At 70.3% G+C, this 26,771-nt stretch carries 26 protein-coding genes and 3 tRNA genes; 12 read left to right on the top strand and 17 right to left on the bottom strand.

What is annotated here, in order from left to right:
* Positions 1 to 107 precede the first annotated feature (107 nt).
* The 4 genes from ACFOX0_RS12100 to ACFOX0_RS12085 all read right to left on the bottom strand — a co-directional run bounded on the left by ACFOX0_RS12100 (position 108) and on the right by ACFOX0_RS12085 (position 4,048).
* On the bottom strand, positions 108 to 1,850 hold the full coding sequence (locus ACFOX0_RS12100) for an ABC-three component system protein (protein WP_377544822.1): 1,743 nt from the start codon (positions 1,848 to 1,850) through the stop codon (positions 108 to 110).
* Positions 1,825 to 2,094, bottom strand: a complete 270-nt coding sequence (locus ACFOX0_RS12095; protein WP_377544820.1) for an ABC-three component system middle component 6 — start codon at positions 2,092 to 2,094, stop codon at positions 1,825 to 1,827. Before ACFOX0_RS12095 ends, ACFOX0_RS12100 begins: the two co-directional genes overlap by 26 nt.
* Entirely contained in the window at positions 2,091 to 3,035 is a 945-nt protein-coding gene (locus ACFOX0_RS12090) for an ABC-three component system protein (RefSeq protein ID WP_377544818.1), read from the bottom strand. Before ACFOX0_RS12090 ends, ACFOX0_RS12095 begins: the two co-directional genes overlap by 4 nt.
* 161 nt (positions 3,036 to 3,196) lie before the next feature.
* Entirely contained in the window at positions 3,197 to 4,048 is an 852-nt protein-coding gene (locus ACFOX0_RS12085; protein WP_377544816.1) for an abortive infection family protein, read from the bottom strand.
* Positions 4,049 to 4,466: 418 nt separating this feature from the next.
* On the opposite strand from ACFOX0_RS12085, the gene ACFOX0_RS12080 reads away from it, so the two are divergent.
* Positions 4,467 to 5,909 carry a tyrosine-type recombinase/integrase gene (locus ACFOX0_RS12080; protein ID WP_377544814.1) on the top strand — a complete coding sequence of 481 codons (1,443 nt, stop codon included), beginning with the start codon at positions 4,467 to 4,469 and terminating at the stop codon, positions 5,907 to 5,909.
* Between the two features lie 134 nt (positions 5,910 to 6,043).
* Here ACFOX0_RS12080 and ACFOX0_RS12075 read toward each other — a convergent pair whose 3' ends face one another.
* From ACFOX0_RS12075 to ACFOX0_RS12060, 4 genes are all read right to left on the bottom strand, one after another.
* On the bottom strand, positions 6,044 to 7,339 hold the full coding sequence (locus ACFOX0_RS12075; protein WP_377544812.1) for a tyrosine-type recombinase/integrase: 1,296 nt from the start codon (positions 7,337 to 7,339) through the stop codon (positions 6,044 to 6,046).
* A 353-nt stretch (positions 7,340 to 7,692) separates the two neighbouring features.
* A tRNA-Arg gene (locus tag ACFOX0_RS12070) sits at positions 7,693 to 7,765 on the bottom strand.
* A gap of 35 nt (positions 7,766 to 7,800) precedes the next feature.
* Positions 7,801 to 7,890 (bottom strand) — tRNA-Ser (locus ACFOX0_RS12065).
* Positions 7,891 to 8,191: 301 nt separating this feature from the next.
* Entirely contained in the window at positions 8,192 to 8,371 is a 180-nt protein-coding gene (locus ACFOX0_RS12060) for a hypothetical protein (RefSeq protein ID WP_377544810.1), read from the bottom strand.
* A gap of 228 nt (positions 8,372 to 8,599) precedes the next feature.
* Between ACFOX0_RS12060 and ACFOX0_RS12055 the strand changes: the two genes are divergently transcribed.
* A complete protein-coding gene (locus ACFOX0_RS12055) occupies positions 8,600 to 9,781 on the top strand; it encodes a hypothetical protein (protein ID WP_377544808.1) in 1,182 nt (393 codons plus the stop codon).
* Here ACFOX0_RS12055 and ACFOX0_RS12050 read toward each other — a convergent pair.
* On the bottom strand, positions 9,742 to 10,512 hold the full coding sequence (locus ACFOX0_RS12050; RefSeq protein ID WP_377544806.1) for a CPBP family intramembrane glutamic endopeptidase: 771 nt from the start codon (positions 10,510 to 10,512) through the stop codon (positions 9,742 to 9,744). The genes ACFOX0_RS12055 and ACFOX0_RS12050 overlap by 40 nt on opposite strands.
* Positions 10,513 to 10,789: 277 nt before the next feature.
* On the opposite strand from ACFOX0_RS12050, the gene ACFOX0_RS12045 reads away from it, so the two are divergent.
* Complete coding sequence (locus tag ACFOX0_RS12045) at positions 10,790 to 11,905, top strand: globin domain-containing protein (RefSeq protein WP_377544804.1); 1,116 nt, start codon at positions 10,790 to 10,792, stop codon at positions 11,903 to 11,905.
* Positions 11,906 to 11,988: 83 nt separating this feature from the next.
* Here ACFOX0_RS12045 and ACFOX0_RS12040 read toward each other — a convergent pair whose 3' ends face one another.
* Entirely contained in the window at positions 11,989 to 13,509 is a 1,521-nt protein-coding gene (locus ACFOX0_RS12040) for a peptide deformylase (RefSeq protein WP_377544802.1), read from the bottom strand.
* Between the two features lie 275 nt (positions 13,510 to 13,784).
* On the opposite strand from ACFOX0_RS12040, the gene ACFOX0_RS12035 reads away from it, so the two are divergent.
* Both ACFOX0_RS12035 and ACFOX0_RS12030 read left to right on the top strand, forming a co-directional pair.
* Positions 13,785 to 14,576, top strand: coding sequence for an IucA/IucC family C-terminal-domain containing protein (locus ACFOX0_RS12035; RefSeq protein ID WP_377544800.1), 792 nt, complete (start codon positions 13,785 to 13,787; stop codon positions 14,574 to 14,576).
* 245 nt (positions 14,577 to 14,821) lie between these two features.
* Positions 14,822 to 15,532, top strand: a complete 711-nt coding sequence (locus tag ACFOX0_RS12030; protein WP_377544798.1) for a class I SAM-dependent methyltransferase — start codon at positions 14,822 to 14,824, stop codon at positions 15,530 to 15,532.
* 67 nt (positions 15,533 to 15,599) lie between these two features.
* On the opposite strand, the gene ACFOX0_RS12025 is transcribed toward ACFOX0_RS12030, so the two are convergent.
* Positions 15,600 to 16,133 (bottom strand): YbhB/YbcL family Raf kinase inhibitor-like protein, encoded by a 534-nt coding sequence (locus tag ACFOX0_RS12025; RefSeq protein WP_377544796.1) that lies wholly within the window; start codon positions 16,131 to 16,133, stop codon positions 15,600 to 15,602.
* Positions 16,134 to 16,780: 647 nt separating this feature from the next.
* Here ACFOX0_RS12025 and ACFOX0_RS12020 point away from each other — a divergent pair.
* From ACFOX0_RS12020 to ACFOX0_RS12010, 3 genes are all read left to right on the top strand, one after another.
* On the top strand, positions 16,781 to 19,075 hold the full coding sequence (locus ACFOX0_RS12020; RefSeq protein WP_377544794.1) for a N,N-dimethylformamidase beta subunit family domain-containing protein: 2,295 nt from the start codon (positions 16,781 to 16,783) through the stop codon (positions 19,073 to 19,075).
* 152 nt (positions 19,076 to 19,227) lie between these two features.
* Positions 19,228 to 19,548, top strand: coding sequence for a PadR family transcriptional regulator (locus ACFOX0_RS12015; protein WP_377544902.1), 321 nt, complete (start codon positions 19,228 to 19,230; stop codon positions 19,546 to 19,548).
* Positions 19,549 to 19,584: 36 nt separating this feature from the next.
* Positions 19,585 to 20,649 carry a hypothetical protein gene (locus ACFOX0_RS12010; RefSeq protein WP_377544792.1) on the top strand — a complete coding sequence of 355 codons (1,065 nt, stop codon included), beginning with the start codon at positions 19,585 to 19,587 and terminating at the stop codon, positions 20,647 to 20,649.
* A gap of 308 nt (positions 20,650 to 20,957) precedes the next feature.
* Here ACFOX0_RS12010 and ACFOX0_RS12005 read toward each other — a convergent pair whose 3' ends face one another.
* The 4 genes from ACFOX0_RS12005 to ACFOX0_RS11990 form a co-directional block, all read right to left on the bottom strand.
* A complete protein-coding gene (locus tag ACFOX0_RS12005; protein ID WP_377544790.1) occupies positions 20,958 to 21,197 on the bottom strand; it encodes a hypothetical protein in 240 nt (79 codons plus the stop codon).
* Between the two features lie 184 nt (positions 21,198 to 21,381).
* Positions 21,382 to 21,564 carry a hypothetical protein gene (locus ACFOX0_RS12000; protein WP_377544788.1) on the bottom strand — a complete coding sequence of 61 codons (183 nt, stop codon included), beginning with the start codon at positions 21,562 to 21,564 and terminating at the stop codon, positions 21,382 to 21,384.
* Positions 21,565 to 21,885: 321 nt separating this feature from the next.
* Entirely contained in the window at positions 21,886 to 22,092 is a 207-nt protein-coding gene (locus tag ACFOX0_RS11995) for a DUF397 domain-containing protein (protein WP_377544786.1), read from the bottom strand.
* A gap of 14 nt (positions 22,093 to 22,106) precedes the next feature.
* Positions 22,107 to 22,973, bottom strand: a complete 867-nt coding sequence (locus ACFOX0_RS11990) for a helix-turn-helix domain-containing protein (RefSeq protein ID WP_377544784.1) — start codon at positions 22,971 to 22,973, stop codon at positions 22,107 to 22,109.
* A gap of 251 nt (positions 22,974 to 23,224) precedes the next feature.
* Between ACFOX0_RS11990 and ACFOX0_RS11985 the strand changes: the two genes are divergently transcribed.
* Complete coding sequence (locus tag ACFOX0_RS11985) at positions 23,225 to 23,629, top strand: GntR family transcriptional regulator (RefSeq protein WP_377544782.1); 405 nt, start codon at positions 23,225 to 23,227, stop codon at positions 23,627 to 23,629.
* Between the two features lie 58 nt (positions 23,630 to 23,687).
* On the opposite strand, the gene ACFOX0_RS11980 is transcribed toward ACFOX0_RS11985, so the two are convergent.
* Positions 23,688 to 23,774: transfer RNA gene (locus tag ACFOX0_RS11980), tRNA-Ser, on the bottom strand.
* Between the two features lie 95 nt (positions 23,775 to 23,869).
* Between ACFOX0_RS11980 and ACFOX0_RS11975 the strand changes: the two genes are divergently transcribed.
* Complete coding sequence (locus ACFOX0_RS11975; RefSeq protein ID WP_377544781.1) at positions 23,870 to 24,421, top strand: AAA family ATPase; 552 nt, start codon at positions 23,870 to 23,872, stop codon at positions 24,419 to 24,421.
* A 118-nt stretch (positions 24,422 to 24,539) separates the two neighbouring features.
* Positions 24,540 to 25,523, top strand: coding sequence for an NAD(P)H-quinone oxidoreductase (locus ACFOX0_RS11970; RefSeq protein WP_377544779.1), 984 nt, complete (start codon positions 24,540 to 24,542; stop codon positions 25,521 to 25,523).
* Here ACFOX0_RS11970 and soxR read toward each other — a convergent pair.
* A complete protein-coding gene (gene soxR, locus ACFOX0_RS11965; RefSeq protein ID WP_377544777.1) occupies positions 25,507 to 25,944 on the bottom strand; it encodes a redox-sensitive transcriptional activator SoxR in 438 nt (145 codons plus the stop codon). The two genes, ACFOX0_RS11970 and soxR, sit on opposite strands and share 17 nt — an antisense overlap.
* 46 nt (positions 25,945 to 25,990) lie before the next feature.
* Between soxR and ACFOX0_RS11960 the strand changes: the two genes are divergently transcribed.
* On the top strand, positions 25,991 to 26,767 hold the full coding sequence (locus ACFOX0_RS11960) for a transketolase (protein ID WP_377544775.1): 777 nt from the start codon (positions 25,991 to 25,993) through the stop codon (positions 26,765 to 26,767).
* Positions 26,768 to 26,771 lie beyond the last annotated feature (4 nt).

The following is a 26,771-nucleotide window of genomic DNA, read 5'->3' as shown; positions in this document are numbered from 1 at the left end:
CGTCGTAACGCTGGACGCGGCGACGAAACCGCTCGGTGGTAGCAGCAGTTGGGCGACATGGAGGATAGGGCGGCTGCAAGGCTACCGTCGGCATGCTGTTTAGCCGCTCAGAATCGGAAGCCGAAGAGGCCACCGTCGTCGTAGCGGTCAGTCAATCGCTGGGACAGTAGGAACTCGTCGGCATCGAAGCTTCGCCGACGGGCTTTGTCCAGATCGTCTGAGTTCAGGGTGACGATGTACTGGAGACCTTCGCGGCTGGTGACCTCTGCGGCCAGTGACAGGGCTGCGGCCAGTTGGCGGTCGTCGACGCCGTCGAACAGGTGGCTGTCGTGCACGAGGACGCCGGGGGCGCGTCCTGCCCGTGTTGCGAGGACGCTGAGGGTGAGGTCGAAGCAGAAGATGACCATGCTGCTGATGCCGGCGCTGTTGTCGCTGTCGATGTGCGGATCGATGCGCAGGCTCTTGTCGCCGGCTTCGAACTTGAGGTGGGCTGTGCGGCCGGGGCCGTAGAGGCGTCTGGCGAACTCGGAGAACAGCACCGTCGCTTCGTCGATGAAGCCCCGCCGGTCCTCAATGTCACGGTCCATCTCCTGCTGCAGCGTCAGTCGCGCCTGGGTGATCTCTCGTTTCGTCGCTTCAAGGGCTTGGGCGGCCTCGTAGCGGTGGCGCAGGGCGGACAGGAGCGCCTGCTGCTGCGCGAGGACCTGTTGGAGTGTGGTCAGCGCTTCTAAAGCGCCGCCCTCCTGCAAGGTGCGTAGCGTGGCGGCGAGTTGATCGCCGAGGCGTTGGCGGTCGGTTTCGCTCTGGGCGAGGCGTTGCCGAATGGTGGCGGCCTCCTCGTCGAGGTAGCGACGCCGGTTCCGGACCACTGATTCGTGGAACGCTTGGACCTCGTCGAACCGCCGCCGCACCTGGTCGTTGAGTAACACGCCGAGCTCGGCGTATACCGGCTCCAAATAGCTGACGTCAGGGTCGGTCGTTTCCTGCAGCGCGTGTTCCAGGTCCTGGAGATTGCGCCGATCCACGACGTCGCGTGCGCGTAGTTGTCGTATCTGCTGGTCAAGCGCGTCTGCCTGCTCACGCAGGCGCTCGTACTGCGGGACGACGCGGAACTCGGAGACCTGGCGCTCCAGATCGTGCACCCGCCGCTCGGCCAGGGCGATCTCGCTACGCAGGTCCGCAACCTTGCCGATGATCCGGCCCAGCAGCGGGTCCTGGGCGGCCTTCTGCATCTGGGTCCGTGCGGTGTCTCGCGCTTTGAGGAGCCGGTAGCGGTCGGCGAGGTGCCAGTCGAGGCCGAAGAGGTAGGCGAGGTTCGTGGTCGCGTCGGCGTCCGACTGCCGTCCGTGACTACGCACCGCGGTGTTGTAGCCGTTGGAGCTGGTCCGGCGGATAAGGAAGGACACCAGGCTTCGGCCGCTGATGCCGGCGTGCTCGTCGGGCAGGCTGAAGAGGTCGCGTTCGATGAGGCGCTGCCATTCCGCGAGCCGGAGGTGACCGGTGTTCAGTTCGAGCTGGCCGCGGTCGGTGGCTGGCGGCAGCGGGTCGAGGTGTACCCAGCCGTGGCGTGATCCAGTGCGTCTCACCAGCAGCGGTGTGGTGAGCTGCGGCCAGTCGAGTGACAGGGTGAACTCGATGCCGCGCAGTTCCGGCCGTGCGGCAAGGGTGGATGCGTCTGCCCGTTCCCCGAGGAGGAAGTGCAGTAGTTCGATCATGCTGGATTTGCCGGCGCCGTTGCGGCTGTCGGTCTCCCGTGACCCGGGGGTGATGTCGGCGACGAGGATGTTGAGCCCGGGGTGGAAGGTCAGCGTCCGGAACCGAGGGTCATCGGCTCCGAGCTGACGCAACATCCGCCTGCCTCCTCGTGAGCAGTTCCCGCTCCAGCCCCAGCGTTCCCAGCGCGAACAGCACATCTAGGGATAGAACGAACCACCAGAACGGTACGGGCGCGTGGTGCCCGTTGGCGGTCCGCCACTCCCGCAGCCTTGTCCACGTCTGGCTGATCGTCATCGGTTGGTCGAGGATCCGCAAGATCTGCGCCCCGACGACCAGAAGTGCCCGCTGTGGTGCGATGCCTTTCGTCGGCGTGATCATCGGCCTGTTCCCTGTAGGGCTGGGGCCCGCCAGTTGGTGGGCGGCTCTTCGAAGATGTCGCAGGTCTCGAAGAAGTACGCCAAGACGACCATCACGGCCCGCTCGTGATCGCGTCGGCCGCGTGCGTTGCCGGCGACGTACTCCTGCAGCTTCCACAACACGTCCCCCGGGTCGTCGTAATCAGCCTTGACCTGCTGGTAGTAGGCGTTGAAGCCCTGCGCGACCTCGTCACGCTCGGTGACGTCCTGACGCTGCTGGTAGTACTCGTCCACCAACGGGGTGTACCGCATGGCCGAGATGATCTCGTCACGATCCTCGACAGCAAGGCGGTTGTAGGCAAGCTTCTCAGGCGGGACCTCGCGGGCGGGCGCCTGAGATGTCGCCTGACGCCGCTGCGCGACCAGATGCGTCAGGAGGGGCTCTAGGTCTTCCAACCCGATCCGGTACACACGCTCCGAAACCGGAATCTCACAGCCGAGCAACTCCTGAATCTCGTCGCGCTCCAGGCGGCACAGCTCCCGGTGCAGATGCTGCGGGCCCCGCTGCTCGAACCGCAGACTCGAATGCGCGGCGTGTGCCTCGCTCAGCAGGATGGACAGCTCCGGGTGGACGCCGCGCAGGTCGTTGTGCACGAACACGAAGGTGTCGAAGTGGTCTCGTCGCTTGGCAATCGCCTTTTCAAGATCATCGGTGAATTTTGTCCGGACAGCCTTTGCATCCGGGACCTCGGGCGCGTAGCACGCGTAGAGCTTGCCGTCATGCAGGCTCAACCCGTCCGCTCCGATGTCACCGAGGTTGCCGTGGGTCCTGACATCGATGAAGTCGGGATAGCGGGCGCACATCAGGTTCTGGAAGAACCGCTCGAACGACTTGCCGAAGCGTTCTTCGAGGAGCCGCCGCAGCATGGCTCGGACGAAGCTCTGCTCCTCGAAGCTGAGCACCCGGCCCTCCGTCACCTATGTGGATGTACTGCCGTACCCAAGGTAACCAGTTGGTCGCCGGTCCGAAAGGTACCAACGACCGAGGAAACACCGACCGGGCGTCCCCCACCGTGTGGCCGGAGCGCCAGACCGGCGGGCTGAGAAGGTCGCCGAATGATCTCTCACCCTGCCGTCGTGGCAGCGTGCGTACGCCAAGGCGCGGACGGGTCGGCGAGCGTGTCGAGGATGACCTGGCACCAGGTGTGTGCCGCTCCGACCGCAAGGTAACCATGACGGGGCCGAAGACCGGTACGGCGGACGGCGTGGCCGGTGCCCCAGGCCTCGTTGCGTAGCTCACCGAGACCGAGCGCGATACCCGACAGCCCACCAAGGATACGCTTGACTGCCTGGCTACCGTCCGGCCCCGGCGCGACGGTCTGTGGGTGGAGTCCCAGCTCGCGTTGCGCCCTGTCGATGAGCTGCGGCAGCTTGGCCGTCTTGTCCTCGAACGGCACGCCCAGTTCTTCCAGCACCGTCTTCGCCGTCGCCTCGACCAACTCCTTCGCGGAGCCGATGGCCTGCGCCGGGTCGGTCGGAAGCGCTCGATTGATCCGTTCGAAAGAGTCCAGGATCATCGCCGGGTCCCGCAAGGCGGTCAGCGACCGCGGCATCGCCGCGACCATGGTGAGTGCGGTATCCGGCTTTGGCCTGATTCTTCCCTCGGCATCGACGTCGAAGCCCTGCCGATCCATGAACTTGCGAGTACTCGCCAAATCCTCCGGCGTGAACGCGTCGACTAGCGTCTCGTAGACCCGCAGTACACGGTTCACATGGCCAGGATCAGTCCAGTCCACGTTGTCCTCGAACTCACGCCAAAACCCGCGCCGCTCGCCGCTCTCGTCGTTCGGATCACCAGACGGTGTGAACCCCTGGTCCTCCCACATACCGGCGATCAAACGAAGCGTGCTGTAGCTGGCGCTGAGATCACGGAAGTGCCGGCGCACAGGTAGCGGCACGAGGCTTCGGATCGTCACGACCACCCAGGGTATCGAGCACACAACATCCCGGCGACCGGGTACGGCACGCTCCGGAGCCATCAGGCAGAGCCGATGCTCGCTCCGCTGCGGTCCACCAGCCATCCACACCCGCACCGCGAGGGCTGCACTCGCCGGCCATCGTCGCAGACGATGTCGCGGTGCACTATGGGCAGCCAGCTGGCGCGGGCGTGGCGGGAAGCATCCGCTGGCTCCGGGTTTGCGGCTTACATGAACCCGTTACCTCCTCCGGGCCGGTTCCGGGCCAGGGTCGAATCCCGGATCACGAACTGAACTAGAGTCTCTTACGCGCGCTGACCGGCTCGTAGTCGATGGAAATCGTGAACCAGTCCGGTAACCGATTTTTACCCAATCTCCCTGGGTGAGGGTGTGACCACCAACAACAAAGGGAGAAACGATGAAGAACCAGGGTGCGATCGTAAAGCGGTGCGGCTGCCTGGACCCGGTCACCAGGCGGGCGCTGGGCAAGGGCTGCCTGAGGCTGCCTGAGCCTGATCATGGAAGTTGGTATTTCCACTGCTCCACGCGGAATCTGCTCGGGCAGGCCGAGCGGGTGCGCCGAGGTGGGTACGCGTCGGAGGCGGCCGCGCGGCGGGCCCGCGACGAGTTCCTGGTCCTGTCGCGGGAGCAGCAGGCCGGCCGGTCGTGGACAGTCACCCGGTGGTTGCGGTACTGGCTGTCGACCAGAACCCGAATCCGGCCGACGACCAGGATGCACTACACCCGCGACGTCGAGCGTTTCCTCATTCCGCACATCGGGCATCTGGTCCTCGGCGACCTGACCTCCCGGCAGCTCAACGCTGCGTTCACGCAGATCGCCGCCACCCGCAACCGGTCCGGCCAGCCACAGACGCCGTGCACGTTGCGGCACGTCCACACCACCCTTCGGGCCGCGCTCAACGCCGCCGCGCGGGAGGGCCTCATCGTGGACAACCCCGCCCGGCGAGTGGAACTACCCGCTCAGGAACGCCCCCTCGCGCGGCTGTGGACCGAGAACAGGGTCGCCGAGTGGGAAGCCACCGGCGAGCGGCCGTCCGTCGCGGTCTGGACACCGGTCCAGCTCGCCGCGTTCCTCGACTACGTCCGCGACGACAACCTGTTCGCCCTGTGGTGGCTGATCGCCCTACGCGGCCTGCGCCGCGGCGAAGCCGCCGGCCTGCGCTGGACCGAGATCGACCTGCAAGCCCGCCAACTATTGATCGTGCGGCAACGCACCACCGCCGGCTACGACGTCCACGAAGGCCCACCCAAATCCGCGACCAGCCACCGCACCATAGCCCTGGACCGGCACACCGTCCGCATCCTGCGCCGGCACGCGGAACGGCAACGCCACCACCGCACCCGCCGCACCGATGGCGGGGAGGTCTGCCACGACAGCGGCTACGTCTTCACCAGCCCCGATGGGCTACCCGTGCACCCTGGCTACCTCACCCAACGACTCCGGCTCCTGGTCGACCGGGCCGGGCTACCCCCGATCCGGCTGCACGACCTCCGCCACGGCGCCGCCACCCTCGCCCACACCGCCGGCGCCGACCTGAAAACCATCCAACATCAACTCGGCCACGCCACGATCCGGATCACCGCCGACACCTACACCACGAGCCTGCCCGCCACCCAGCACAAGGCTGCCGAGGCCACCGCCCGCCTCGTCCTCAACGCCGGCAAACCGGGCGCCGAGATGCGGCGGCCCGCTGGACGTCGCGACGCCGCAACGCGGTGCCCGACGACCGCCGAGAGAACGAAGCCAGCCGGCGACGCCCGCGCAGCGCAAAGGCGGTCCAAGACAAGGGACCAGGTCACGCCGACGGGCCGGAGTAGGCGGGAACGCGAAAGCCGGTGACGATCTCGTCACGGGCTGCCCGGGGAGGCGGGAACATGTCCCTGCCTCCCCGGGCAGCCCGACCGATTCCGGCGACGCCCAGCCCACCTGCCCACCCCACCGCAGGGGTTCGGTGACAGCGATCGCCAGGACAGTCAGGCCTGCGAGGCTCCCTCCAGCGACATACGGATCTTCGCGTGCGACAGCAGTAGTTCGGCGCTCGCCCGCACCGCCTCCTTGGCCATCTTCTTGAATACGTAGATGTAGGTCTCGGCGGTGGTGACCGGGCTGGCGTGGCCCAGGTCGTGCTGGATCATCTTCAGGTCCACCCCGGCCGCCGACGCCAGCCCCGCGGCCGCGTGCCGCAGGTCATGCAACCGCACCGGCGGAAGCCCCAACTGCTTGACCAGCTTCGCGAACCGGCGCGTCAGCCAGTCCGGGCTCACCGGGCGCCCGTTCGCGTGGACGAAGACCCGCCTCTTCGGATCCACCCCACCGCGTCGGCGCCGCTGCTCATGCCACAACTCCCATAACAGCTTCACCGTGGCCTCGTCGAGAGCCAACGTCCGCACCCCCGCCACCGACTTGGGTGGGCCGAGGTGCTCCCTCCCGCCGATGACGATGACCTGTTCCCTGATCGTCAGCTCTCCCGCGGCCAGGTCGATGTCCTCCCAACGCAGGCCCGCCATCTCACCCCGACGCGGGCCGCGCAGCGCCACCAGCCACCACAGCACGAACAGCGGATCGTCGCGCACCACCTCAAGGAACCGCGCCAGGTTGTCCAGGTCCCACACCGCGACCCGTGGGCGCACGCCAGTCTCACGCCACACCACCTCGTGCTCGTCATCCCACACCACAGCGTGCGGGCGAGCCCCGTTCGGCAGCCGCAGATTCCGCGCAGGGTTGTGGCCGACGATGCCCTGCCGTCTCGCCTCCGACAACGCGCTGCGCAGCACGGCCCGGATCCGGCTCACGCTGCCCGGCGAGATCAGCCGCCCACCGCGCACGACCTGACGACAGATCGCGTCCATGGCCCGCTGAACAGTCTTCACGCGCAGCTTGCTCAACCGAAAGCGGCCCAGGTGCGGGATCAGGTACTTCTCCACGATGCTGCGGTAGTTGAGCACCGTCGTGGGCCTCAACCGGCCCTCCAGCTCCGACAGCCAGAAGCGCAGCCAGCGGCGCACCGTCCAGGTTCGCGCCACCGCCTCTGGCCCCGGCAACTGGGCCAACTCCCAGCAGGCCCGCTCCGCCTCCGCGAGAGTCGCGAAGCCACCCCGCCGAACCCGATCACGACCGCCATCCACGCCGGGTACCTGCAGCGAGAAGTACCAGCGCCCGTGGCTGAGGTCCGCCAGGCGCTCGCAGCGAACGCCGAACTGCTTACCCGTCTCCTCGTCACGGCAGCCACACCGCCGGTACACCCGGCCCAGCCCATCCGAGGTGCACATCAGCGGCACCACCTGAAGGCGTCGCGACGCCCACCGACGGTGTGCCCTGACCTGTTCGAATCAGGCGAGCAACCCGCATGCGGACCCCGAGACCGGGCATTACGGCCGTACTTCTCGTTCCCGTAGCTTAGATGCAAAATTTTTCCTTAACGAATTTGGCATCTAACCAGGGACCAGAGGTCAGGGATCCAGGCCCTTCGGGCGCGTCCAGCCGATCCGCTGCGCGCTGGCACGAACGACCAGCTCAGCAGCGTCCGGCGAGTCACCGAACGTGAGCCACAGGCGTGACTCACACGTGACTCATACGACGACAGGGAAGATAGCCAATCGGCTATCTTCCCTGTTCAGATAAGCGCGCCCGAAGGGACTCGAACCCCTAACCTTCTGATCCGTAGTCAGATGCTCTATCCGTTGAGCTACGGGCGCTGGTGCTCGGCCAGTCTACACACCCCGACCTTGCGCGGAGACTCCGGGATTCGAACCCGGGAGGGGCGGTTAACCCCAACCGCATTAGCAGTGCGGCGCCATAGACCAGACTAGGCGAAGTCTCCACGGCGGCCCCACGGACCGCCGTCGACCGAGGATACAGGTCCGGCGTAGGACGGGCAAAACGGCTGGCCGATCGCGCCCCGACGAAGCACCACCCGGGCCGTTCAGACCTCGGAAACCGGCCAGATCATCCCGTCCCGGACGGTACGGGGGTGGCGCCCCGCGTCCGGTCCGGGCAACAGACCGAAGGACTGTCCGTTTCCAAGAGGTGAAGATCTATCGACCCGGTTAGGCTGCCTGGCTATGGAGGAGCAGCCGTCCCGCGAGCCCAGCAACCGCCCCCGGTCGACGTCGGCTCCGCGTTCACGCGGCACCCGCCCGGCGGCTGATCCGGCACAGCGGTCCACCCCGGCCCAGCCGCAGCAGCGCACCGCAGCCGGGTCGCCGCAACCCGAGCCGGCCGGGCCGGCACGGTCCGAGCCGACCGGGCGACCGGCCCCGGCCCGGCCCGCCCCGCGCCAGGTGCCAGGGGTGCTGTTCCAACCTCCGACCTCTCCGCCGGTCCGCGCCGAGCCGGATCCCGACCGGCCGCCCCGGGCCAGCACCACGCCCGGAAGCGGGACCACCCCGCCGACCGACGCCGCCGGCAACGGGGGAACAACGCCGCCCACCGGAAGCACCCCGGCAACCGAGGCAGTCCCGACCCGGAAGACCCCTGCGAGGAAGGCCGCGCCGGTGCGGCGGGCGACCCCGGCAAAGGAGCCCGCGCCGGTGCAGGAGGCCACCCCGGCCGAGGAAGCCGCACCCGCTAAGAAGGCCGCAGCAACGAAGAGAGCCACCCCGGCCAAGAAGGCCGTCCCCGCCCACGATGCCGTCCCCGCCAGAAAGGTCGCGGCCGGCAAAAAGGCCGCGCCCGCCAGGAAGGCCCCGCCCCCCGAGGCGGCACCAACCGAGGCGACGGCACCGACCGGGACCGCCACACCGACCAGGAAGACGCCCGCCGCCAAGAAGGCCGCGAAGAAGGCGGTAGCCGCCGAAACCACAACGGTCACCGGGACGCCGGCCGCCGTCAAGCAGGCCGGCGCGGTGCGGAAGCCCACCGACGCACCGGCAACCGCTACCCCGCCCACGGAGCCCACCCCGGCCGCGGCCACGGTCGCCACCCCGGACCGTACGCCGGTCGACCGACCGCCTGCGGAATCGGACGCGCCGGTACGGCGTACCCCGGAGCGGGTTGACCTGGTGGTGGTCGGCCGGCTCCTGACCGACCGGCCGGAGCAGGCACCCGAGCTGCTCGCCCTGGCCGCGGTGGCGTCGATCGGCCCCCGGGCCCGGGACTGGGCGGCCGGGATCCGGGCCGACTACCCGAACGCCACCCCGGACGGCGTGGCCGCGCTGGCCACCCGGCGGTTCGTCCGCCGGGCCGGTACGGGCGCGGCGATGGCCACCGCGGTCGGGCTCCTCGCCCCGTTCGCCGAGTTGGCGCTGACCTCGTGGGCGCAGGCCGGGCTGGTGCTGCACCTGGCCGCCGCCTACGGCCAGGATCCGACCCATCCGGACCGGGCCGTCGACCTGCTGCTGCTGTCCGGCATCGAGCCCGACGAGGACCGGGCCCGGCGGGCGCTGGCCGAGGCCCGCGCCGGCGGGCGGCCGGACGTGCGGGACCGACCCGCGGCCGGTCCGGACCACGGCGGCGATCAGGTCCCGTCGGTGGAGAAGCTGGTTCTGGCCGGTCAGCGGCTGGCGGCGCCGCTGCTGGCGCAGGGCGGCGGTTGGATGGCCGTACGGTTGGTGGCCCGGCTGTTGCCGGGTGCCGGACCGCTGGTGGCGGCCGGTGGTGGCGCGGCCGGCGCGGAACGGCTGGCCGCCCGGGCGGTGGCCCGGTACCGCCCCCGGGGCGCGGCCGGCCGGGCTCAGAGCCAGTCGAGCCAGGAGCGGGGCAGCACCGAGTAGCCGACGAAGGCCACCACGTCCAGCAGGGTGTGCGCGACGACCAGCGGCAGCACGCGGCGGGTGCGCAGGAAGAACAGGGTGAAGATCACGCCCATCACGGCGTTGCCGAGGAAGGCGCCGAAGCCCTGATAGAGGTGGTAGGAGCCGCGCAGGACGGCGCTGGCGCCGATCACCGTCCAGGTCCGCCAGCCCAGCTCGCGCAGCCGGGTGACCAGGTAGCCGACCACGACGATCTCTTCCAGGACGGCGTTCTGCGCGGCGGCCAGGATCAGCACCGGCACCGCCCACCAGACGTGCGGCAGGCCGGCCGGTACCACTGTCGCGTTGATGCCGAGCTGCTTCGCCGCCCAGAACAGGCCCAGCCCGGGCAGCCCGATCACCGCCGCCAGCAGCGCGCCGTACCCCAGGTCCCGGCCGGGCCGCCGCCGGTCCAGGCCGAGCAGCCCGCGCGCGTCGCCGGGCTGCCGGCCCAGCAGGTGTACGGCGAGCAGCACCGGCACCAACGCGAAGAAGATCCCCAACAGCTGGTACGTCAGGTCGAGCCAGGGCCGGTCCGACTGCGAGGCGTTCAGCGTGGCGGTCTGCTGGGACAGCGGCTTGTCGGCGGTCAGCCGGGCCACGATGGTGACCGCGGAGTAGATCGCCGACTGTCCCAGCGAGACGCCCAGCACCAGTAGGACCTCGGTGCCCGTGGTGCGCCGGGACACCGGCGTCGGAAGATCGACCGTCACGGGACCACTGTGCCGGAACGGGCGGCATCCGGCGAGACCCGTACTGGTTTGCGGCGATGTGTCCGTCAGAGACCCGTCAGTGGGAACCCGAATCGCACAGATTGTGCGACTCGCCGCGACGCTACGTGTTCATGCTCGTTACAGAGCACACAAATTTGATCCGCATCGACTTTGATCCGCGCGGATCAAAGTCGATATCGACCGACCACGGTCGTCACGGTCGTCACGGTCGGCGCCGGGGCGCACCCGACGCTCGACAATACCGAGAAGGACGTCAATGGACAACCTTGCGCGGCTGTTGAAGGAGAGTTGGGTTCTCGTCGAGGATCGGCGGGACCAACTCGCCAGCCACTTCTACGCCCGGCTCTTCGTCACCGATCCGACGTTGCGCACCCTGTTCCCCGTGCAGATGTCCGTCCAGCGCGAGCGGTTGCTGGAGGCCATCGTCGCCGCCACCGGATCGGTCGGCGATCCCGAGCGGTTCGACGAGTTCCTGCGGTCGCTGGGTCGCGACCACCGTAAGTTCCACGTCCGCCCGGAGCACTACACCGCACTCGGCGCGGCCCTGCTGCACGCCCTGCGGACCTTCGGCGGCGACCAGTGGACGGTCGAGTACGACCAGGCGTGGACCGAGGCGTACGCGGCGATGGCGGAGCGGATGCAGGCCGGCGCGGCGGCGGACGACAACCCGCCGTACTGGAACGCCGAGGTGCTCGGCCACGAGCGGCGCGGCACCGACATCGCGGTCATCACCTGCCGTCCGCTGCTCGACCCGCTGCCCTACCGGGCCGGCCAGTACGTCAGCGTGGAGGCACCCCGGCACCGGCCCCGGTTGTGGCGCACCTACTCCATCGCCAACGCCCCGCGCGAGGACAACGTCCTGGAGTTCCACGTTCGGGTGCTCGGCGCGGGCTGGGTGTCCGGTGCCCTGGTCCGGCAGGTCCAGCCGGGTGACCTGCTCCGGCTGGCGGCGCCGATGGGGTCGATGACGCTGGACCCGACCTCGACCCGGGACGTGGTGTGCGTGGCCGCCGGGGTCGGGCTGGCCCCGATCAAGGCGCTGGTGGAGGAGCTGAGCCGCGGCAACCGGACCCGCTGGGTGCACGTCTTCGTGGGCGGCCGTACCCGGGAGGACCTGTACGGGCTGCCCGAGCTGAACCGGATCGCGGCCCGGCACCCGTGGTTGTCCGTGGTCCCCTGCTGCAGCGACGACCTCGGCTTCGACGGCGAGCAGGGCGACGTCTCCGACGTGCTGGCCCGGTACGGCCCGTGGAAGGGGCACGACTGCTTCGTGGCCGGTTCCACGACGATGGTCCGCTCCGCGCTGCGGGTGCTGGCCGAACACGAGGTGCCGGCGGAGTCCATTCGCTACGACACGTTCGGCACCGTCTGACCTTCCCTCCCCCCGCCGGGGTCCGGGTCCCTGCCCGCGGGACCCGGACCCCGGCACCCCGCGTCGGTGCCGGGGTCGAATCCTCACTGCCAGGGTCGGCCGGTCTCCCGGTACGCCTCGATCGGCACGAGCGGGATGCCCGGCGCCATCCGGTCCACGTACAACCGCCCGTCCAGATGGTCGATCTCGTGCGCCACCAGCCGGGCCACCGCGAACTCGAAGGACGTGATCACCGGCCCGCCGTCGACGTTGGCGTGTTCCACGTCCAGCCGCAGCGACCGGGTCACCAGGCCGCGCTGGTCGAAGAAGGACAGACAGCCCTCGTACTGCTCGTCGGTGTCCGGCGACGCGTCCACGATCCGGGGGTTGAGCAGCACGATCGGGTCGGCGTCCCGGTCCGGTGGCCGGACGATCGCCGCGGCCCGGGACAGGCCGAGCTGCGGGGCGGCCAGGCCGACCCCGGTGTTGAGCGGGTGCAGGTCGTCGATCCGGTCCAGGGCCGCCCGCAGCTGGTCGATCACCGCCCGGGCCTCGGACTCCTCCCGGGGCAGGTCGAACGGGCGTACCGGTTGCCGCAGCACGTCGTCACCGAGCTGCGCGATCCCGGCGGCGCGCAACCGGTCGCTGGCCTTCGTCCCGACCGGACCGGCCGCCGCGGGCGGCCGCGGCGGGTTGCGGAACCGCCACTCCAGCCGGTAGCGGGCGTTCAGTGGCGGCTCGTCGGTGGACCATTCGTACGTCACCCGTCCGTTCGCCTCGGCCCGCGTCACCGGCGTACGCAGCGGGCCCTCCTCGGCGGACAGCGACGTCTCCACCCCCCAGACCTGTGGGTCCAGGTCGGCCGGCAGGTCCAGCCGGACCACGAGCTGCCGGGTCGGCAGCCGGACGGCCCGCTGGAACCAGTTCCCCCACTTCTCCTGGTTGACGGTGTAGGCGTACTCGATGACGACCCGGTTGCCCGGGTAGAGCGGGAACTTGCCGTTCTCGTTCTCGAACAGCAGCCAGACTTCCTTGAACGCGTCCCGGTCGTGCTTCTTGCGCCACTCCATCGGCTCCCGGGTGCCCTCCCCCTCGCAGTACGCCGCGAGGGTGAGTTCGGCGAAGGTCAACGGGTGCTCGCGGTGGTGCCGGTTGGACCGGCCCGGGTCGCTCGGGAAGCGGTCCACCGCGATCCGGGCCAGGTAGCGGGTGACCGGATCGGTGCCGGCGTTGTAGAGCGCCCGGCGGATGACGCACCGGTACGTGTCGTCGACGTAGGTGAGGGTGGCCACCTCCTGTTCGACGATCAGCCCGGTGCCCGGTGGCAGCCACTGGCCCGGTGCCGGCGGGTCGCGGTGGGCGGTCGTGGTCGCCCGCGCGTGCCGCAGTTCGTCGTACTCCTGGAAGCGTTGCCAGATGGCGCCGGCCGCGCCGAGGACCGCCTCGGCCCGCCGGGCGAAGTCCTCCGTCGGTCGGTGTCGACGACCTTCCACGTGGCTGACGTACGACGGGTCGAAGCCCATCCGCGCGGCGAGTTGCTTCTTGGTCATGCCCCGGGCGACCCGCCGCCGGGCAAGCTCCGCCGCGAACGAGTCGGCAGCCCGTTCGATGGGCGAGGTGGTCATGGGTTCCTCATGTGGCCGGGAATCTCAGTGTGCTGGGCGCACTACGCAGCCGGGCAGAACTGCCCCGTTCCCGACTTTTATCTTGACAAGATAACCAAGAGCATCGAGTATCGCCCTCCCGTCGCCCCGGTTCTGGTTAGGCTTGCCTTAGCTCGTACCGGAAGTTAGCCTAACCTTACCGAGCCGGCCGACCTGGCCGGTGGCAGCCGACGGGGGGACCGGAGTCCAGTGATCTCGACGCGCGACCGACGGTCGCTCCGAGCCGGCGGCTCCGCATGATCCGCCTCGCCGACCGCGCCGCGGCGGCCCCGCCGCTCGCCCCGGTCACCTCGGTGCTGCGGACCACCTTCGGCACCGACGACCTGCCCGGCCTGCATCCCGGCCTGCTCGTCGCCGACGAGACCGACTGGCACCCCGCCACCGCACTCACCGACAGCGGTCGGATGCCGGAGCTGCTCGCCTCGGCCCGTCGGCGCTGGAACGCCCAGCCGCCGGCCGCCGCCGCGCTGACCTGGAAGACGTACTGCTACTGGCTGGCCCTGCCGGCGGTGCTCGGTTGGGCGTCCGCCCGTCGGGTGCCGCTGCTGCGCGCGCCGGACGTGCTGGTCCGCTTCGAGGACCACCGGCCGTCGCTCACCGTCGGCCTGCGCCGGTCCACCCCGGTGGCGGTGCTGCCCACCGATCCGCTGGCGCTGGCCGGGCCGCCCGAGGTCCGGGTGGTGGCCGACGAGGCCGAGTTGCTGGCGATCCTGCGCTCCACGCTGCTGGACGACCATCTGGCGCACGTGCTCGCCGCGATCCGCCGGGAGGTACGAGTCGGCGAGCGCACCCTGCTCGGCTCGCTGGCCTCCGGCGTCGCCACGGCGATCCTGCGTTCGGCCGACGCGCTGCCCGGCTCGTCCGCGACGAACGTCCAGACGCTGCTCGGCACGCTCGGCGTCGACGACCTGATCGAACTCATTCCCGGACCGACCGGGGAGCTGACCGTGCAGCGCAAGACCTGCTGTCTCGCCTTCACCCTGCCGAGTCCCAAGATCTGCTCGGGCTGCTGCATCCGCACGGCCTGAGGGCGTACGTGCCGCCCGGCGGCGGGACCCGCCCGGCGGGCCGGCACACGTTCTGCGAGGTTTTGTCGTAGCGTTTCGGGGCGTAGCGGACCTTGCACGCACGGCGTGCTACGGTCCAGGGTTAGTCGCCGGAAAAACAGGCATTCGTCCGCATTGCGTACCTCCGATTTCCATACAGTGTGCTGAGATGGTTCACTCTGTCGGTCCGGGTGCAGGTCGAGTTCAGATTCGTGAGGAATCGACGCATGGCAGAGATCACGGGAGACCAACGGGTCCAATCGGAGGTACTCGAAGGGCTCGCCACCGCCGTGAACCACCGGCGCTGGTTCGTCGAACTGGCCGTGCCGTACCTCGGCGACAACCCGATCGAGATCGGCAGCGGCCTGGGCGACTACGCCCTGGAGTGGGCGCCGCACTTCGATCGGTTCACCGCCACCGAGGCCGACCCGGAGCGGCTGATCGCGCTCAAGGAGCGGCTCGCCACCGAGCCCAAGATCGAGGTGCGGGAGATGCTGCTGCCGCACTCGGGCCGGGGTGACTACTCGGCCGCCGTCTCGTACAACGTGCTCGAACACATCGAGGACCACGTCGGCGCGCTGCGCAGCATGCGCGACCTGGTCCGGCCCGGCGGGGCGATCGTGCTGATCGTGCCGGCGTTCGAGTTCGCCATGGGCCCGGCCGACATCGCCACCGGACATGTGCGCCGCTACACCAAGAAGACGATGCGGGCCGCGCTCACCGACGCGGGCCTGACCGTCGAGAAGCTGCACTACGCGAACGCGCTCGGCCTGATCGGCTACTTCATGGCGACCAAGGTGTTCCGCCTGATGCCGAAGGAGGGGCCGATGGTCAAGGTCTACGACACCCTCGTCCTGCCGGCGACCAAGGCCGCCGAGCAACTGGTCAAGCCGCCGTTCGGGCAGTCGGTCTTCGCGGTCGCCCGCGTGCCGGGCTGACCGCACCGCACGCCGGGCCGCCGGCGCCGCGAACCAGGTCGCGGCACCGGCGAGCGGGCCGTCCGGGTCAGTCCTTGACCTGGTACGTCGGGCGGATGACCGCCCGGGCCAGGGTGTGGAACGTCAGGTTGAAACCGACGTACGCCGGGGTCGCCTCCGGGGTCACCTCCAGCCGCTCCACGTCCAGGGCGTGCACGGCGAAGACGTACCGGTGCGGGCGGTCCCCCGGCGGCGGCGCGGCGCCCCCGTAACCCTGCGCGCCGTAGTCGTTGCGCACGCTGAACCCGCCGGCGGCGGCCTCGGAGCCGGCGCCCCGGGGCAACTGGGTGACCGACGCCGGCAGGTTCACCAGCACCCAGTGCCAGAAACCGCTGCCGGTCGGCGCGTCCGGATCGAAGCAGGTGACGACGAAACCGCGGGTCTCGGCGGGGAAGTCCGACCAGGCGAGCTGGGGCGAGACGTTCCCGCCGCCCACGCTGTCATGGGCGAACTCGGCGTCCATCGGCTCCCCGTTGGCGACGTCCTCGCTGGTCAGCGTGAACGTCTGGACCTGCGGGAGCAACTCGTACGGGTCCGGGGCGATCGGTCGATCAAGGGTCATGGGTGCATCCTTCCGCAAAACCTGTCGTGGCGGACACTTACCCAACCGCAGCCACCCCACCCGTGGACGCGGGGCGGCGGGGCGGCGATCGTCACCGGTACAGTGCCCGCCATGGGTGCTCTCCGGCCGTGGCATCTCGCGGTGCTCTGCTGCCTCATCACGTCGACGGCGCTGATCGCGGGCATCGTCCTGCTGGTCATGAAGCGGAACACCAACCGCCGCGGTTAGCGGCACCAGTCGTCGCATTCGGCGACAACACCGTCACGATTAGCGACCGGCCGGCCCAGGGCCCGCCGGTCGGCCGACGCCCGGCCACTGCCGCCCGGCCGGACCCGCGAAACCGATGACCGGTTGACAGCTTTCACGTTCGCCGATTTATCCGCTTCCCGACAGGCGGGACGCGAGTCGGGCCTGGACGGTCGACGACGCGGCGGACCAGCATGGACGCCGGACCGACCGGAACCGGATCCGCCCGGCAACACCGGGACGCGCTGCAGCCCACCGGTCGGGCGTACCCGCGACAGCACGCCGACGGGCGACGGACGCGGAGCCGGCGGGATCGCAACGACCCGCGCGGCGTAGGACACCCCCCGCTCGGCGTGGGAAAGCCACAAGGGACAGACGGATTCCGCGGAAAGGCGGCAACCGTGACACGAGACTGGAAAACAACCTACGCGGCAGCGTCCGCGACCACCCAACACACGATCACCTTTCCCCAGCCGGCCTCGGCCGGGCACCGCCTGGTGGCGTTCGCCTCCTCGGCGGCGACCATCGCGCTGCCGGCCGGCTGGACCGAACACGCCGGCCCGGTCGGTACGGTCGGCGAGCTGTCCGGGGCGTCGCGCACCGCGGCGGGCGGGGAAACCTCGCTGACCTGGGGCCGCGACCCGGGATCGTCGTTGTCCCCGCGCAGCCTCGCCGGCTGGGCCGAGTCCCGCGACGACGTGGGGGGCCTGCACGGCACGCCGCTGGTCTACAACGGCGTCACGATCGGCCTGGCCGAGACGTTCACCCTGGACCCGATCGTCACGGCGGTGGACGGCTGCCGGATCTACCTCGCGCTGTCCACCTTCGACAACCCGTGGCCGTGGGTGCCGTCCGTGGCCGCGCCACTGACCGTCGAGAACGTCGTCGCGGCAAACGGGTACGGCTACGAGAAGGTCCGGCTCGCGGTCATCTCGGGCGTCGCGCCGACCGCGGGGTCATACGCCATCACGGTGAGCGGACTGCCGGAGGGCGGGCGGTTCCAGATCGTCGCGTTCGCCCTGGCCCCCGCCGGTGGCGGTGGCGTCCCACCGGCCCAGACGGCGGTGGAGGCGGAGAACCGGCTGACCGGCACGATGGCCTGGGACGTCGACGGCGCCGGGCACCCGAGCATCCAGGGATTCGCCACGGCGATGAACGTGACCCGCGGCTCGACGCTCACCCTCAAGGTGCACAGCCCCAACTCGGCCTGGACCGGGAAGGTGTACCGGCTGGGCTACTACGGCGGGCAGGGCGGTCGGGAGGTCGACTCGGTGTCGGGCGCGCAGACCAGCCAACCGACCGGCACCACCGACCCGACCACCGGGATGGTGTCCTGCGCCAACTGGTCGGCGAACGGGTCGTGGTCGGTCCCGGCGACCGCCGCCGCGGGGGTGTACGTCATCAAGATCGCCCGTACCGACAACCCGGCCATGGCCAGCCACATCGGACCGTTCGTGGTCACCGATCCGGGCCGGAAGGCGGCGATCGCCGTCAAGCTGAGCGACTCGACCTGGCAGGCGTACAACCACGCCGGCGCCAACCCGGCCGCCCCGTTCGACGGCAAGAGCATCTACGGGATCGGCACCCAGCAGTCGTGGAGCTGGAACAACGACCAACGGACCCGGGCGGTCTCCTACGACCGGCCGCTGGTGACCCGCCTGCACCTGCCGCAGACGACCCTGTGGAACGCCGAGTACCCGCTGCTGCGCTGGTTGGAGCGGCTCGGCTACGACGTCGACTACCTCACCTGCGCACAGGTGGACGTCGACCCGTCGCTGCTGCTCGGCCGGGCCGCCGTGATCAGCTCCGGGCACGACGAGTACTGGTCGGCCGGGATGCGGGACGCCTTCGTCGGCGCCCGGGACAGCTCGACCGCCCGCTCGCACCTGCTGTTCATGTCCGGCAACGAGGCCTTCTGGCGGATCCGCTGGAACACCGACCGCCGGTCGTACGCCTGCTGGAAGGACAGCCTCGACGGGCAGCTCAACCCGACCGGGCAGTACAGCGGCACCTGGCAGGACACCCGGCCGTTCAACACCGACCGGCGGCCGGCCGCGCTGCTCACCGGCACCCGGTTCCGGCTCAACGGGGTGAACGCGTTCCGGCTGTCGGTGCCCGCGACGTACGCGGCGTCGCCGCTGTGGCGCAACACCGCGGTCGCCGCGCTGGGCACCGGACAGACCTGGGACAGCCCGCCCGGCATCGTCGGCTTCGAGGCCGACGAGCCCGCCGACACCAGCGCCACCGAACGCCCGGCCGGGCTGATCCGGCTGTCCCAGCTGTCCGTCCAGATCGACAGCTCGCTGGCCGACGACAACGGCGCCGCCTACGTCAACTCGGGCACGTTCGGGCACGCGCTCACCGCATACCGCAACACCGGCACCGGCGCGGCCGTCTTCGGCTTCGGCACCTGCCAGTACGCCTGGGGCCTGGACGACGTGCACGAACGCTCCGGCACCAGCGCGGTCAGCCCGGTGCTCCAGCAGGCCCTGGTAAACCTGCTCGCCGACCTCGGGGCGGTGCCACCGGCGTACCCGTTCCCGGCCGGCCTGGTCCGCCCGACGCCGGTCGCCCTGTCCACGTACTGGCCGCCGGCCTCGGCGCCGACGGCGGCGTCCGCCCCCGAACAGCGGACCGGCCACCCCGACGAGAGTGATCCCCTGGCCGAACCCGCGACACCCCCGACGACCATCTGACCAACCCGCCCGGCCAGGACCGCCGGCTGGGGAATCTGAGTGTCGTCCGGGTGACACTCAGATTCCCCAGCCCGCTGTCGCCCGCCGCGTGGCAGCGGGCCCGCCCGTTGACGATGCATTGATCAGCAATATATGTTGCTCGGGTGAAGGAGATGCGTGAGGTCACGTTCCTGATCCTGACCGCGCTGGCTGACGAACCACGGCACGGCTACGGGATCATCCAGGAGGTCGGCCTCCTCTCCGGCGACCGCGTCACCCTGTTACCGGGCACCCTCTACACCGCCCTGGACCGGCTGACCGCGCAGGGCCTGATCGAGCTCAGCCAGGAAGAGGTCGTCGACGGGCGGCTGCGCCGCTACTACCGGCTGCGCGCCGACGGCCGCGCCGAACTCGCGCGCCAGACCGAGCGGCTGCGCCAGTTGGCCACCGCCGCCGAGTCCCGGCTGCGCGGGCTGCGACCCAACCCCGCCTGACCTTCCTCATCCGCCGCACCGTCCCAGGGAGCGTCCATGCACCGCTGGCTACTGCTGGCCTACCCGCGCGACTACCGTCGGCAGCGCGGTGCCGAAATCCTCGAAACCGTACGCGACGTCGCACCCGCCAGGCGGATCCCGCGGGTGGCGGCCAACCTCGTCCGACACGGTCTGCGCGCCCGCCTCGGCCGCCCGGCCAGCCGCACCGTCGTCGCCTGGGCCACGATCTTCGCCCTGGTCTGCGGTCTGTTCGCCGCGTCCTTCGGCACCTGGCTCGCCTGGCTCGGCTCCCGCCCACTCGACCACAACGATTTCGCCGCGGCGGTCCACCAGCTCTACCCCGACCAGCCGGTGAGCCAGCTCGACACGCAGGACCCGGCCGCCGTGTTCCTCATCTACGACGGCCCGCTGAGCTGGAACTCCCTCGACGACCTGCTGCTGGGCGACGGCGGCGAGTACTCGCTGGCCACCGTCGGCGGGTCCTTCGGCCAACTACCGACCGACCGCCCACAGGTCCTCGCCCAACTCCAGCAACGACTCCAGGCCGCCGGCTGGGCCTACAGCGAACCGGTCTACTCCCCCTTGTACGCCTGCATTCCCGACGACCCGCGCTGCGACCCTACGTCGATACCGATGAACATCACGGTCTACGCCCAGCGGGCCGACAACATCCTCGAAGTGCACATCGCCGACGACACGACGACGCCGGTGATGAACTTTGGGATGACCCGGGCGACCCCCTGGAGCGCGTACCCCGCCGGCGTCGCCTCCTTCCTCCTGGGCACCCTGGGCGCCTGGTGCCTCTTCGGCTGGGCCAGCCGCCGCACGGAACGAGCCCACCCGGCCGCCCAGGCCCTGGCAAAGTTCCTGTACGGCTTCGCGATGTTCCTGTGGTGGGCCCCGATCCTGGTGGCCGCGCCGCAACTGCTCTCGCACCACCTCGACGAACCGCACTACCGTTGGCATCTCCCGTGGGAGTGGCTCGGCCAGCCCGCCCTGGCGCTAGCCTTCCTGCTGGGCTGCCTCACGCTGACGCTCACGCTGGCCCTGGCCCTGCCACCCCGCCGGCAACCCGCCGACCAGACCGTTGCCCACCACTGACCCGCCGTCCGGCGTCGCCACCTGCCGGCGCCCCGTTGATCGTTAACGTCTCAGCCGTCCGACACGCCGGTCAACCACCGCCTCAGACGTTAACGATCACTGGGTTCGGTCGTCCCTGCAGGGACGCGGGGAACGCTGGCACTTTTTCGGTTCGACACGCCGGGTGGGCTACCGAAAAAGTGTCAGCGTTGACTCGCGTCAGCGTCCGGGGTGGCTGTGGCCGTGGATGGTGCCCGTGATGATGAGGGCGGCCAGGAGGGCCAGTACGAGCCAGTAGAGGAGTCGCCCGCGGCGCGGGTCATCGGGCGTCACGGCTGCGGCCTGCCGGTCGTCCGAGCCCGGGACAGACGCCGCTCGGCCGGCTGGTCGCCGTGCGCCGCCACCAGGGCGGAGACTCCGGCACCGTCCCAGCACCAGCAGCGGCACTGGAGCACCCGACCGAGCCGGACCAGCGCACCCTTGCACCGTTCGTGCCGCTCGTGGATGCCCATCTCCCAGGCGCCCATGCAGGTCAGGCATAGCGGGCCCCGGGTCAGCGTACGGTTCACCGCTGACCACCCCGGCCGAAGTCGCGCCAAGTCCGCTCGGCCCAGTCGAGCTGCGCGCAGCCGTCGTCCGTGCACCGGTCACAGCGACGCTGGCGGGCCATGCCCGGCTCACAGTCGTGAGCCGCGAACGTCAGCCGGACCGCCCGCACGACACTCGACCGGTCCACCGGCTCGTCCGTGCCGGTCACCGGTTGCCGCCGATCCGGCCGGTCGGCCTGCCGTACCGGTCGCTGGTGTCGTTGCGCGCCTGTTCGAGCAGACGGGTGCGCGCTTGGGCGGCCTCTTCGGCGTCATCCTGGCCAGCGGCTTCGAGAATCTCGGTCCGCGCTGCCAGGATCGGGTCCTGCCGTCGGAGTGAGATGCGCACGTGCGTACCTCCGTAACGAGGGTCCGGCGGCACGCTGTCCGCTCCCCAGCATCAGGGCGTGCCGCCGGACCGATTTGAGGCACGGCGGAAGGAGTTCGGGGACGGACCGCCACGCCCGGCTGATTGGGCAACCCCGGCGGCGGCCGTACTCGGTGCTGATGGAGACGTGCTCGCCGCGGCAACCCTACGCTCGGGAATTTCCCGAGCAGCAAATCCCACGATGGCAGGCGTTCCTCAAGGTCACAAGAGTTTCACTGCCCGTGATGCGCAAAAGGTGGAGCCGGCACCCTCCGGCACCGGCTCCACTGTGGAAGTTACACGTCAGCGACGAAGATCCCCCGCCTTTACGGCACCAACGAAGGCGCCGAACGCGTGGCGTTCGAAGGTCAGAACCGGACCGCCCGGGTCCTTGCTATCCCGAACCCCCACCGCAGGGATGCTCTCGGCAACCTCCACGCAGTTACCTTCGTTGCCGCTGCGGGTCGACCGTCGCCAGTTGGTGAACTGTTCGCTACGCGAGCCGGACATGCGGTCCCTCCAGATCAGGTCGCGGCAGCCAGGGACTTGGCCACCTGCTTGATGAAGGCGACGCTGTCCTTGTCGGACAGAGCCGCCTCGCGCAGCCGCTGGTGCAGTTGCGCGTACTCCGCCACCTCGTCAACCGACGTGACCAGATGCGGATCCGTCACCCCGTCCACGATCACAATTGACGGATCGTCCCCGGGATACGCCATCTGGGCGAACGGTGCGCGCGGTGCTGGCCCGTCACCGAGCTTCGCATCGACCGGCACCACCCGGACGCTGTAGCCGGGCTCGTCGGCGAGGGCCAAGAGGTGACGAAGCTGGTCGAGCATCACCCCTGGCGGCACCGGATATCGCCGGACGGCTTGCTCTTCGAGTACCAGGCGATACGTCGTGCCCTGCGTCGCAAGCTGTTGCTGACGGCCCAGCCTCCCGGCGACCGCGGCTACGACATCGTCGCCGTGGCCTGCAAGGATCCGATGGCGCGCGTATGCCGCCGTCTGGACCAGGCCGGGCAGGAGGCCGGCCGCGTACTCGTCGATGCCGGTGGCACCGAGTTCGACAAGCGCGAACGTCTTCTGCCCCTCGCCCATCCGAGCAAAACGCGGCTCATCCCACCAGCGGCGATCGGCGGCGGCCTCGGCAAACTGCTCGATCTGAACGAACTCGGCCGAGCCGCGAGGGACGTCGAGGGCGTCGAGAAGCTTGCGAACGAACAGGATGTTCGGCCGGCGGCCCGGCTCGCCCGGACTCTCCAAGCGGCTGATGACAGATGGCTTGACGCCACTACGGCGGGCCAGCTCGGTCTGCCCGTAGCCAGCCTTGTCGCGGAGGTCGACCAAGGCGCGGCTGAGCCGCCGGCTCTTCGCGAGAGGGTTGGGTGTCACGGCACAATCCCTTCGTGCCCGACAGGATCCGCCGGTGGGCAAGCCGGTCCCCTCAGGGTATCGAGGGAAGCCTCGCGCTGGGAGGACCCGTGTCGAGGCTGGTCGGTAGTGGCCGGGGCGGCACTGCGGATCGGCTAACGGCGCGGGGATCTGAACGCTCCACCGGCCCAGTAGCCCGGCCAGTCTGAGATACGCACGTCCTTACGTGCTCACGTCATTATGTGAATCTCGGCCCCGCGTACGGTCCTGGCATGATCGACGCGCACTCGGGTGTGCCTCGCTGGCGGCAGATGGCCAACGACCTTCGCCGACGGATCGTGGCGGGCGAGCTGGCCCCGGGTGCGGACCTGCCGTCAGAAGCTCGGCTCGGCCAGGACTACGGCGTGGGACGAGCGACGGTCCGACGGGCGATCGCACAACTCCGCACGGAACAGCTCATCGATGTCGTCCACGGGTACGGCACCCGGGTTCGCGAGGATGTACCGAGGGAGCGAGTCGCCGTCCAACGCGGCTCCATCATCCGGTCCCGTCCTGCCAGCCCCGATGAACGAGCCACCTGGGATCTCCCGGAAGGCGGACACGTCCTTGTCGTCATGTCGGGCGACCAGATCCGCGGGACGTACCCCGCCGATCGGACGGATCTCACCACAGCCTGACTTCCAGGCGCTTCACCGGAGTTCGAGTTCGAAGATGAGGTTGTACGCTGCGCGGGAGCGGAGGGTGTGGGATTCGAACCCACGAAGACATCGCTGCCTTACCGGTTTTCAAGACCAGCGCCATCGGCCACTAGGCGAACCCTCCCGGACGGAGAATCCGGCTTCGCCGGCCCCCGCCGTGCCTAGTGTGCCATGCGGAACGTCCCGCGTTCGACCGCCCGGTTCTGCGACCATCGACACGTGCCCGCACCCGTACCGGACCAGCCGGTGATCGTTCTGCTCACCGGGGTGATGGCCTCGGGCAAGTCGACGGTGGGGCAGGCGTTGGCCGAGCGGTTGCCGCGCTCGGTGCACCTGCGCGGTGACGTCTTCCGCCGCATGATCGTCAACGGCCGGGAGGAGTACGGGCCGGAGCCCACCGAGGAGGCGGTCCGGCAGGTCGAGCTGCGCTACCGGCTGGCGTCCCGTACCGCGGACGCGTACTTCACGGCGGGCTTCAGCGTCGTACTCCAGGATGTGGTGCTCGGGCCGGAACTGCCCGCGCAGGTCGCCCGGATCGTCGGCCGGCCGTTGCTGGTGGTGGTGCTCGCGCCGGAGCCGGCGGTGGTGGCGCGGCGGGAGGCCGGACGGGCCAAGAACGGGTACGGCGAGTGGACGCCCGCCCAGCTCGACGCCGGGATGCGGGCCACCACGCCACGGCTCGGACTCTGGCTGGACAACTCCCACCAGACGCCGGCCGAGACGGTCGACGAGATCCTCACCCGCGCCTGGACCGAGGCCGCCGTCCCGTAGCGGGGCGGCCGTCGTGAGACGAGCCGGGGCACCGGCGTCGGACGCTGGCGACGGCGGGTGCCGCACGGGGCGCCGGGCCCGCGCGGGTAAGCCGGGCCCGGTGGGGTATGACTGAGCCATGCGAGCGATCACCGTTCCGGAGCCCGGCGGACCCGACGCGCTGGTGTGGGCCGAGGTGCCCGACCCGGAGCCCGGCCCCGGCGAGGTGGTGATCGACGTCCGGGCCAGCGCGGTGAACCGGGCCGACCTGCTGCAACGGCAGGGCAACTACCCGCCGCCGCCGGGCGCGCCGGCGTACCCGGGTCTGGAGTGCTCGGGGGTGATCGGCGCGGTCGGGTCGGAGGTGACCGGGTGGCGGGTCGGTGACCAGGTCTGCGCGCTGCTGGCCGGCGGCGGCTACGCCGAGCGGGTCGCGGTGCCGGCCGGGCAGCTGTTGCCGGTGCCGGCGGGCGTCGACCTGGTCGACGCGGCCGCGCTGCCCGAGGTGGCCTGCACGGTCTGGTCCAACGTCGTCGACCTGGCCAGGCTGGCCGAGGGGGAGACCCTGCTGGTGCACGGCGGGGGCAGCGGAATCGGCACGTTCGCCATCCAGCTCGGCCGGACGCTCGGCGCGACCGTGCTGGCGACGGCCCGCGCGGCCAAGCACGGCCCGCTGCGCGAGCTCGGCGCGGCGCACACGATCGACTACACGACCACCGACTTCGTCGAGGAGGTCAAGCGGGTCACCGACGGGCAGGGCGCCGACGTGATCCTGGACATCATCGGCGGCAAGTATCTGGGCCCGAACGTGGCCGCGCTGGCCACCGGCGGCCGGCTCGTCGTGATCGGCATGCAGGGCGGTCGCAAGGGCGAGCTGGACCTGGGTGCCCTGCTGGCCAAGCGGGGCACGGTCGCGGCGACCGCGCTGCGGTCCCGGCCGCTCGACCAGAAGGCGGCCATCACCCGAGGGGTACGCGAGCAGGTGTGGCCGCTGGTCGAGGCCGGCTCGGTACGCCCGATCGTCGACCGGCGGGTCCCGCTGCGGGAGGCGGCGCAGGCGCACCGGGTGGTCGAGGCGAGTGACCACCTCGGCAAGGTGCTGCTGGTCAACGAGGCTGCATGAGCCGGGCGCCCGGACCCTCGGCCGCCAGGACGTCGCCGGGGTTGTAGAGATTGCAGCGCTGCAGGGACAGGCAGCCGCAGCCGATGCAGCCGGTCAGGTCGTCCCGGAGCCGGGTGAGTGCGTCGATCTTCTCGTCCAGCCGGCTGCGCCAGACGTGGGACAGCCGGGTCCAGTCGGCCCGGGTCGGCGTCCGGGACTCGGGCAGTTCGTCCAGGGCGGCCTTGATCTCCTCCAGTGAGACCCCGACCTGTTGGGAGATCCGGATGAACGCCACCCGGCGCAGCTCGGCCCGTTCGTAGCGGCGCTGGTTGCCGCCGGTGCGGCTGGCCCGGATCAGGCCGAGCCGCTCGTAGTAGCGCAGCGCCGAGGGCGCCACGCCGGACCGGGCGGCGAGATCGCCGATGGTCATTGCCTCGTGCATCACACCTCATTGAGCTGAAGTTGACTTCAACTTGCAGGCTATCCGCATGACGACCTCGACGACCACCGCGCGGCCGACGGACCGGCTGGAGCGGTTGCTGAGCCGGGTCACCGGCGACGAGAAGCACGGCCCGAGCGCCCATTCCACACTGGACGTGCTGTGGGTGCTCTACGACCGCGTCCTGCGGGTGTCCCCGGACACCGTCGACGCGCTGGACCGGGACCGGTTCGTGCTCTCCAAGGGCCACGGTCCGGCCGCCTACTACGCCGTCCTGGCCGCCAAGGGGTTCATCCCCGAGGAGTGGCTGGACGATCTCGCCGGGCGGGACAGCCGCCTCGGGCACCACCCCGACCGCGTGCTGGTGCCCGGCGTCGAGATCGGCTCCGGCTCGCTCGGCCACGGGCTCGGCCTGGCCGTCGGGATGCTGCTCGGCCTGCGCGCCCAGGGACTGCTGACCCCCCGAGCGTACGTCCTGCTGGGCGACGCGGAGCTGGACGAGGGCTCCAACCACGAGGCGATCGCGTACGCCGGGCTGACCGGACTGGGCAACCTGACCGCGATCGTGATCGACAACCGGTCGGCCACGCACGGCTGGTCGGCGGGCGCCACGATGCCACTGTCGGCAGGCGCGCCGGTGCCACTGTCGGCGGGTGGGCACGCGCGGTCGGCCAACTCGGCCGGCATCGCCGCCCGGTTCACCGTGAACGGCTGGACCGCCGTCACCGTCGACGGCCGGGACCACGACGCCATCCAGGCCGGCCTCGACCGGCGCCAACCGGACCGGCCGCACGTGGTGGTGGCCGAGATCAACACGAAGGGCTGAGCCG

Source organism: Micromonospora zhanjiangensis, from assembly GCF_042650605.1.
GTDB classification, from domain to species: Bacteria; Actinomycetota; Actinomycetes; order Mycobacteriales; family Micromonosporaceae; genus Micromonospora_J; species Micromonospora_J zhanjiangensis.
Note: the sequence above shows the minus strand (reverse complement) of the source record. Positions and strands in the feature narration are given on the sequence as shown.

Coding starts and splice junctions, on each gene's coding strand:
- ACFOX0_RS12100 (WP_377544822.1), bottom strand. CDS start 1,850: ATGTTGCGTCAGCTCGGAGCCGATGACCCTCGGTTCCGGACGCTGACC.
- ACFOX0_RS12095 (WP_377544820.1), bottom strand. CDS start 2,094: ATGATCACGCCGACGAAAGGCATCGCACCACAGCGGGCACTTCTGGTC.
- ACFOX0_RS12080 (WP_377544814.1), top strand. CDS start 4,467: ATGAAGAACCAGGGTGCGATCGTAAAGCGGTGCGGCTGCCTGGACCCG.
- ACFOX0_RS12075 (WP_377544812.1), bottom strand. CDS start 7,339: ATGTGCACCTCGGATGGGCTGGGCCGGGTGTACCGGCGGTGTGGCTGC.
- ACFOX0_RS12045 (WP_377544804.1), top strand. CDS start 10,790: ATGGACAACCTTGCGCGGCTGTTGAAGGAGAGTTGGGTTCTCGTCGAG.
- ACFOX0_RS12040 (WP_377544802.1), bottom strand. CDS start 13,509: ATGACCACCTCGCCCATCGAACGGGCTGCCGACTCGTTCGCGGCGGAG.
- ACFOX0_RS12035 (WP_377544800.1), top strand. CDS start 13,785: ATGATCCGCCTCGCCGACCGCGCCGCGGCGGCCCCGCCGCTCGCCCCG.
- ACFOX0_RS12030 (WP_377544798.1), top strand. CDS start 14,822: ATGGCAGAGATCACGGGAGACCAACGGGTCCAATCGGAGGTACTCGAA.
- ACFOX0_RS12025 (WP_377544796.1), bottom strand. CDS start 16,133: ATGACCCTTGATCGACCGATCGCCCCGGACCCGTACGAGTTGCTCCCG.
- ACFOX0_RS12015 (WP_377544902.1), top strand. CDS start 19,228: ATGCGTGAGGTCACGTTCCTGATCCTGACCGCGCTGGCTGACGAACCA.
- ACFOX0_RS12010 (WP_377544792.1), top strand. CDS start 19,585: ATGCACCGCTGGCTACTGCTGGCCTACCCGCGCGACTACCGTCGGCAG.
- ACFOX0_RS11995 (WP_377544786.1), bottom strand. CDS start 22,092: ATGTCCGGCTCGCGTAGCGAACAGTTCACCAACTGGCGACGGTCGACC.
- ACFOX0_RS11985 (WP_377544782.1), top strand. CDS start 23,225: ATGATCGACGCGCACTCGGGTGTGCCTCGCTGGCGGCAGATGGCCAAC.
- ACFOX0_RS11970 (WP_377544779.1), top strand. CDS start 24,540: ATGCGAGCGATCACCGTTCCGGAGCCCGGCGGACCCGACGCGCTGGTG.
- soxR (WP_377544777.1), bottom strand. CDS start 25,944: ATGCACGAGGCAATGACCATCGGCGATCTCGCCGCCCGGTCCGGCGTG.
- ACFOX0_RS11960 (WP_377544775.1), top strand. CDS start 25,991: ATGACGACCTCGACGACCACCGCGCGGCCGACGGACCGGCTGGAGCGG.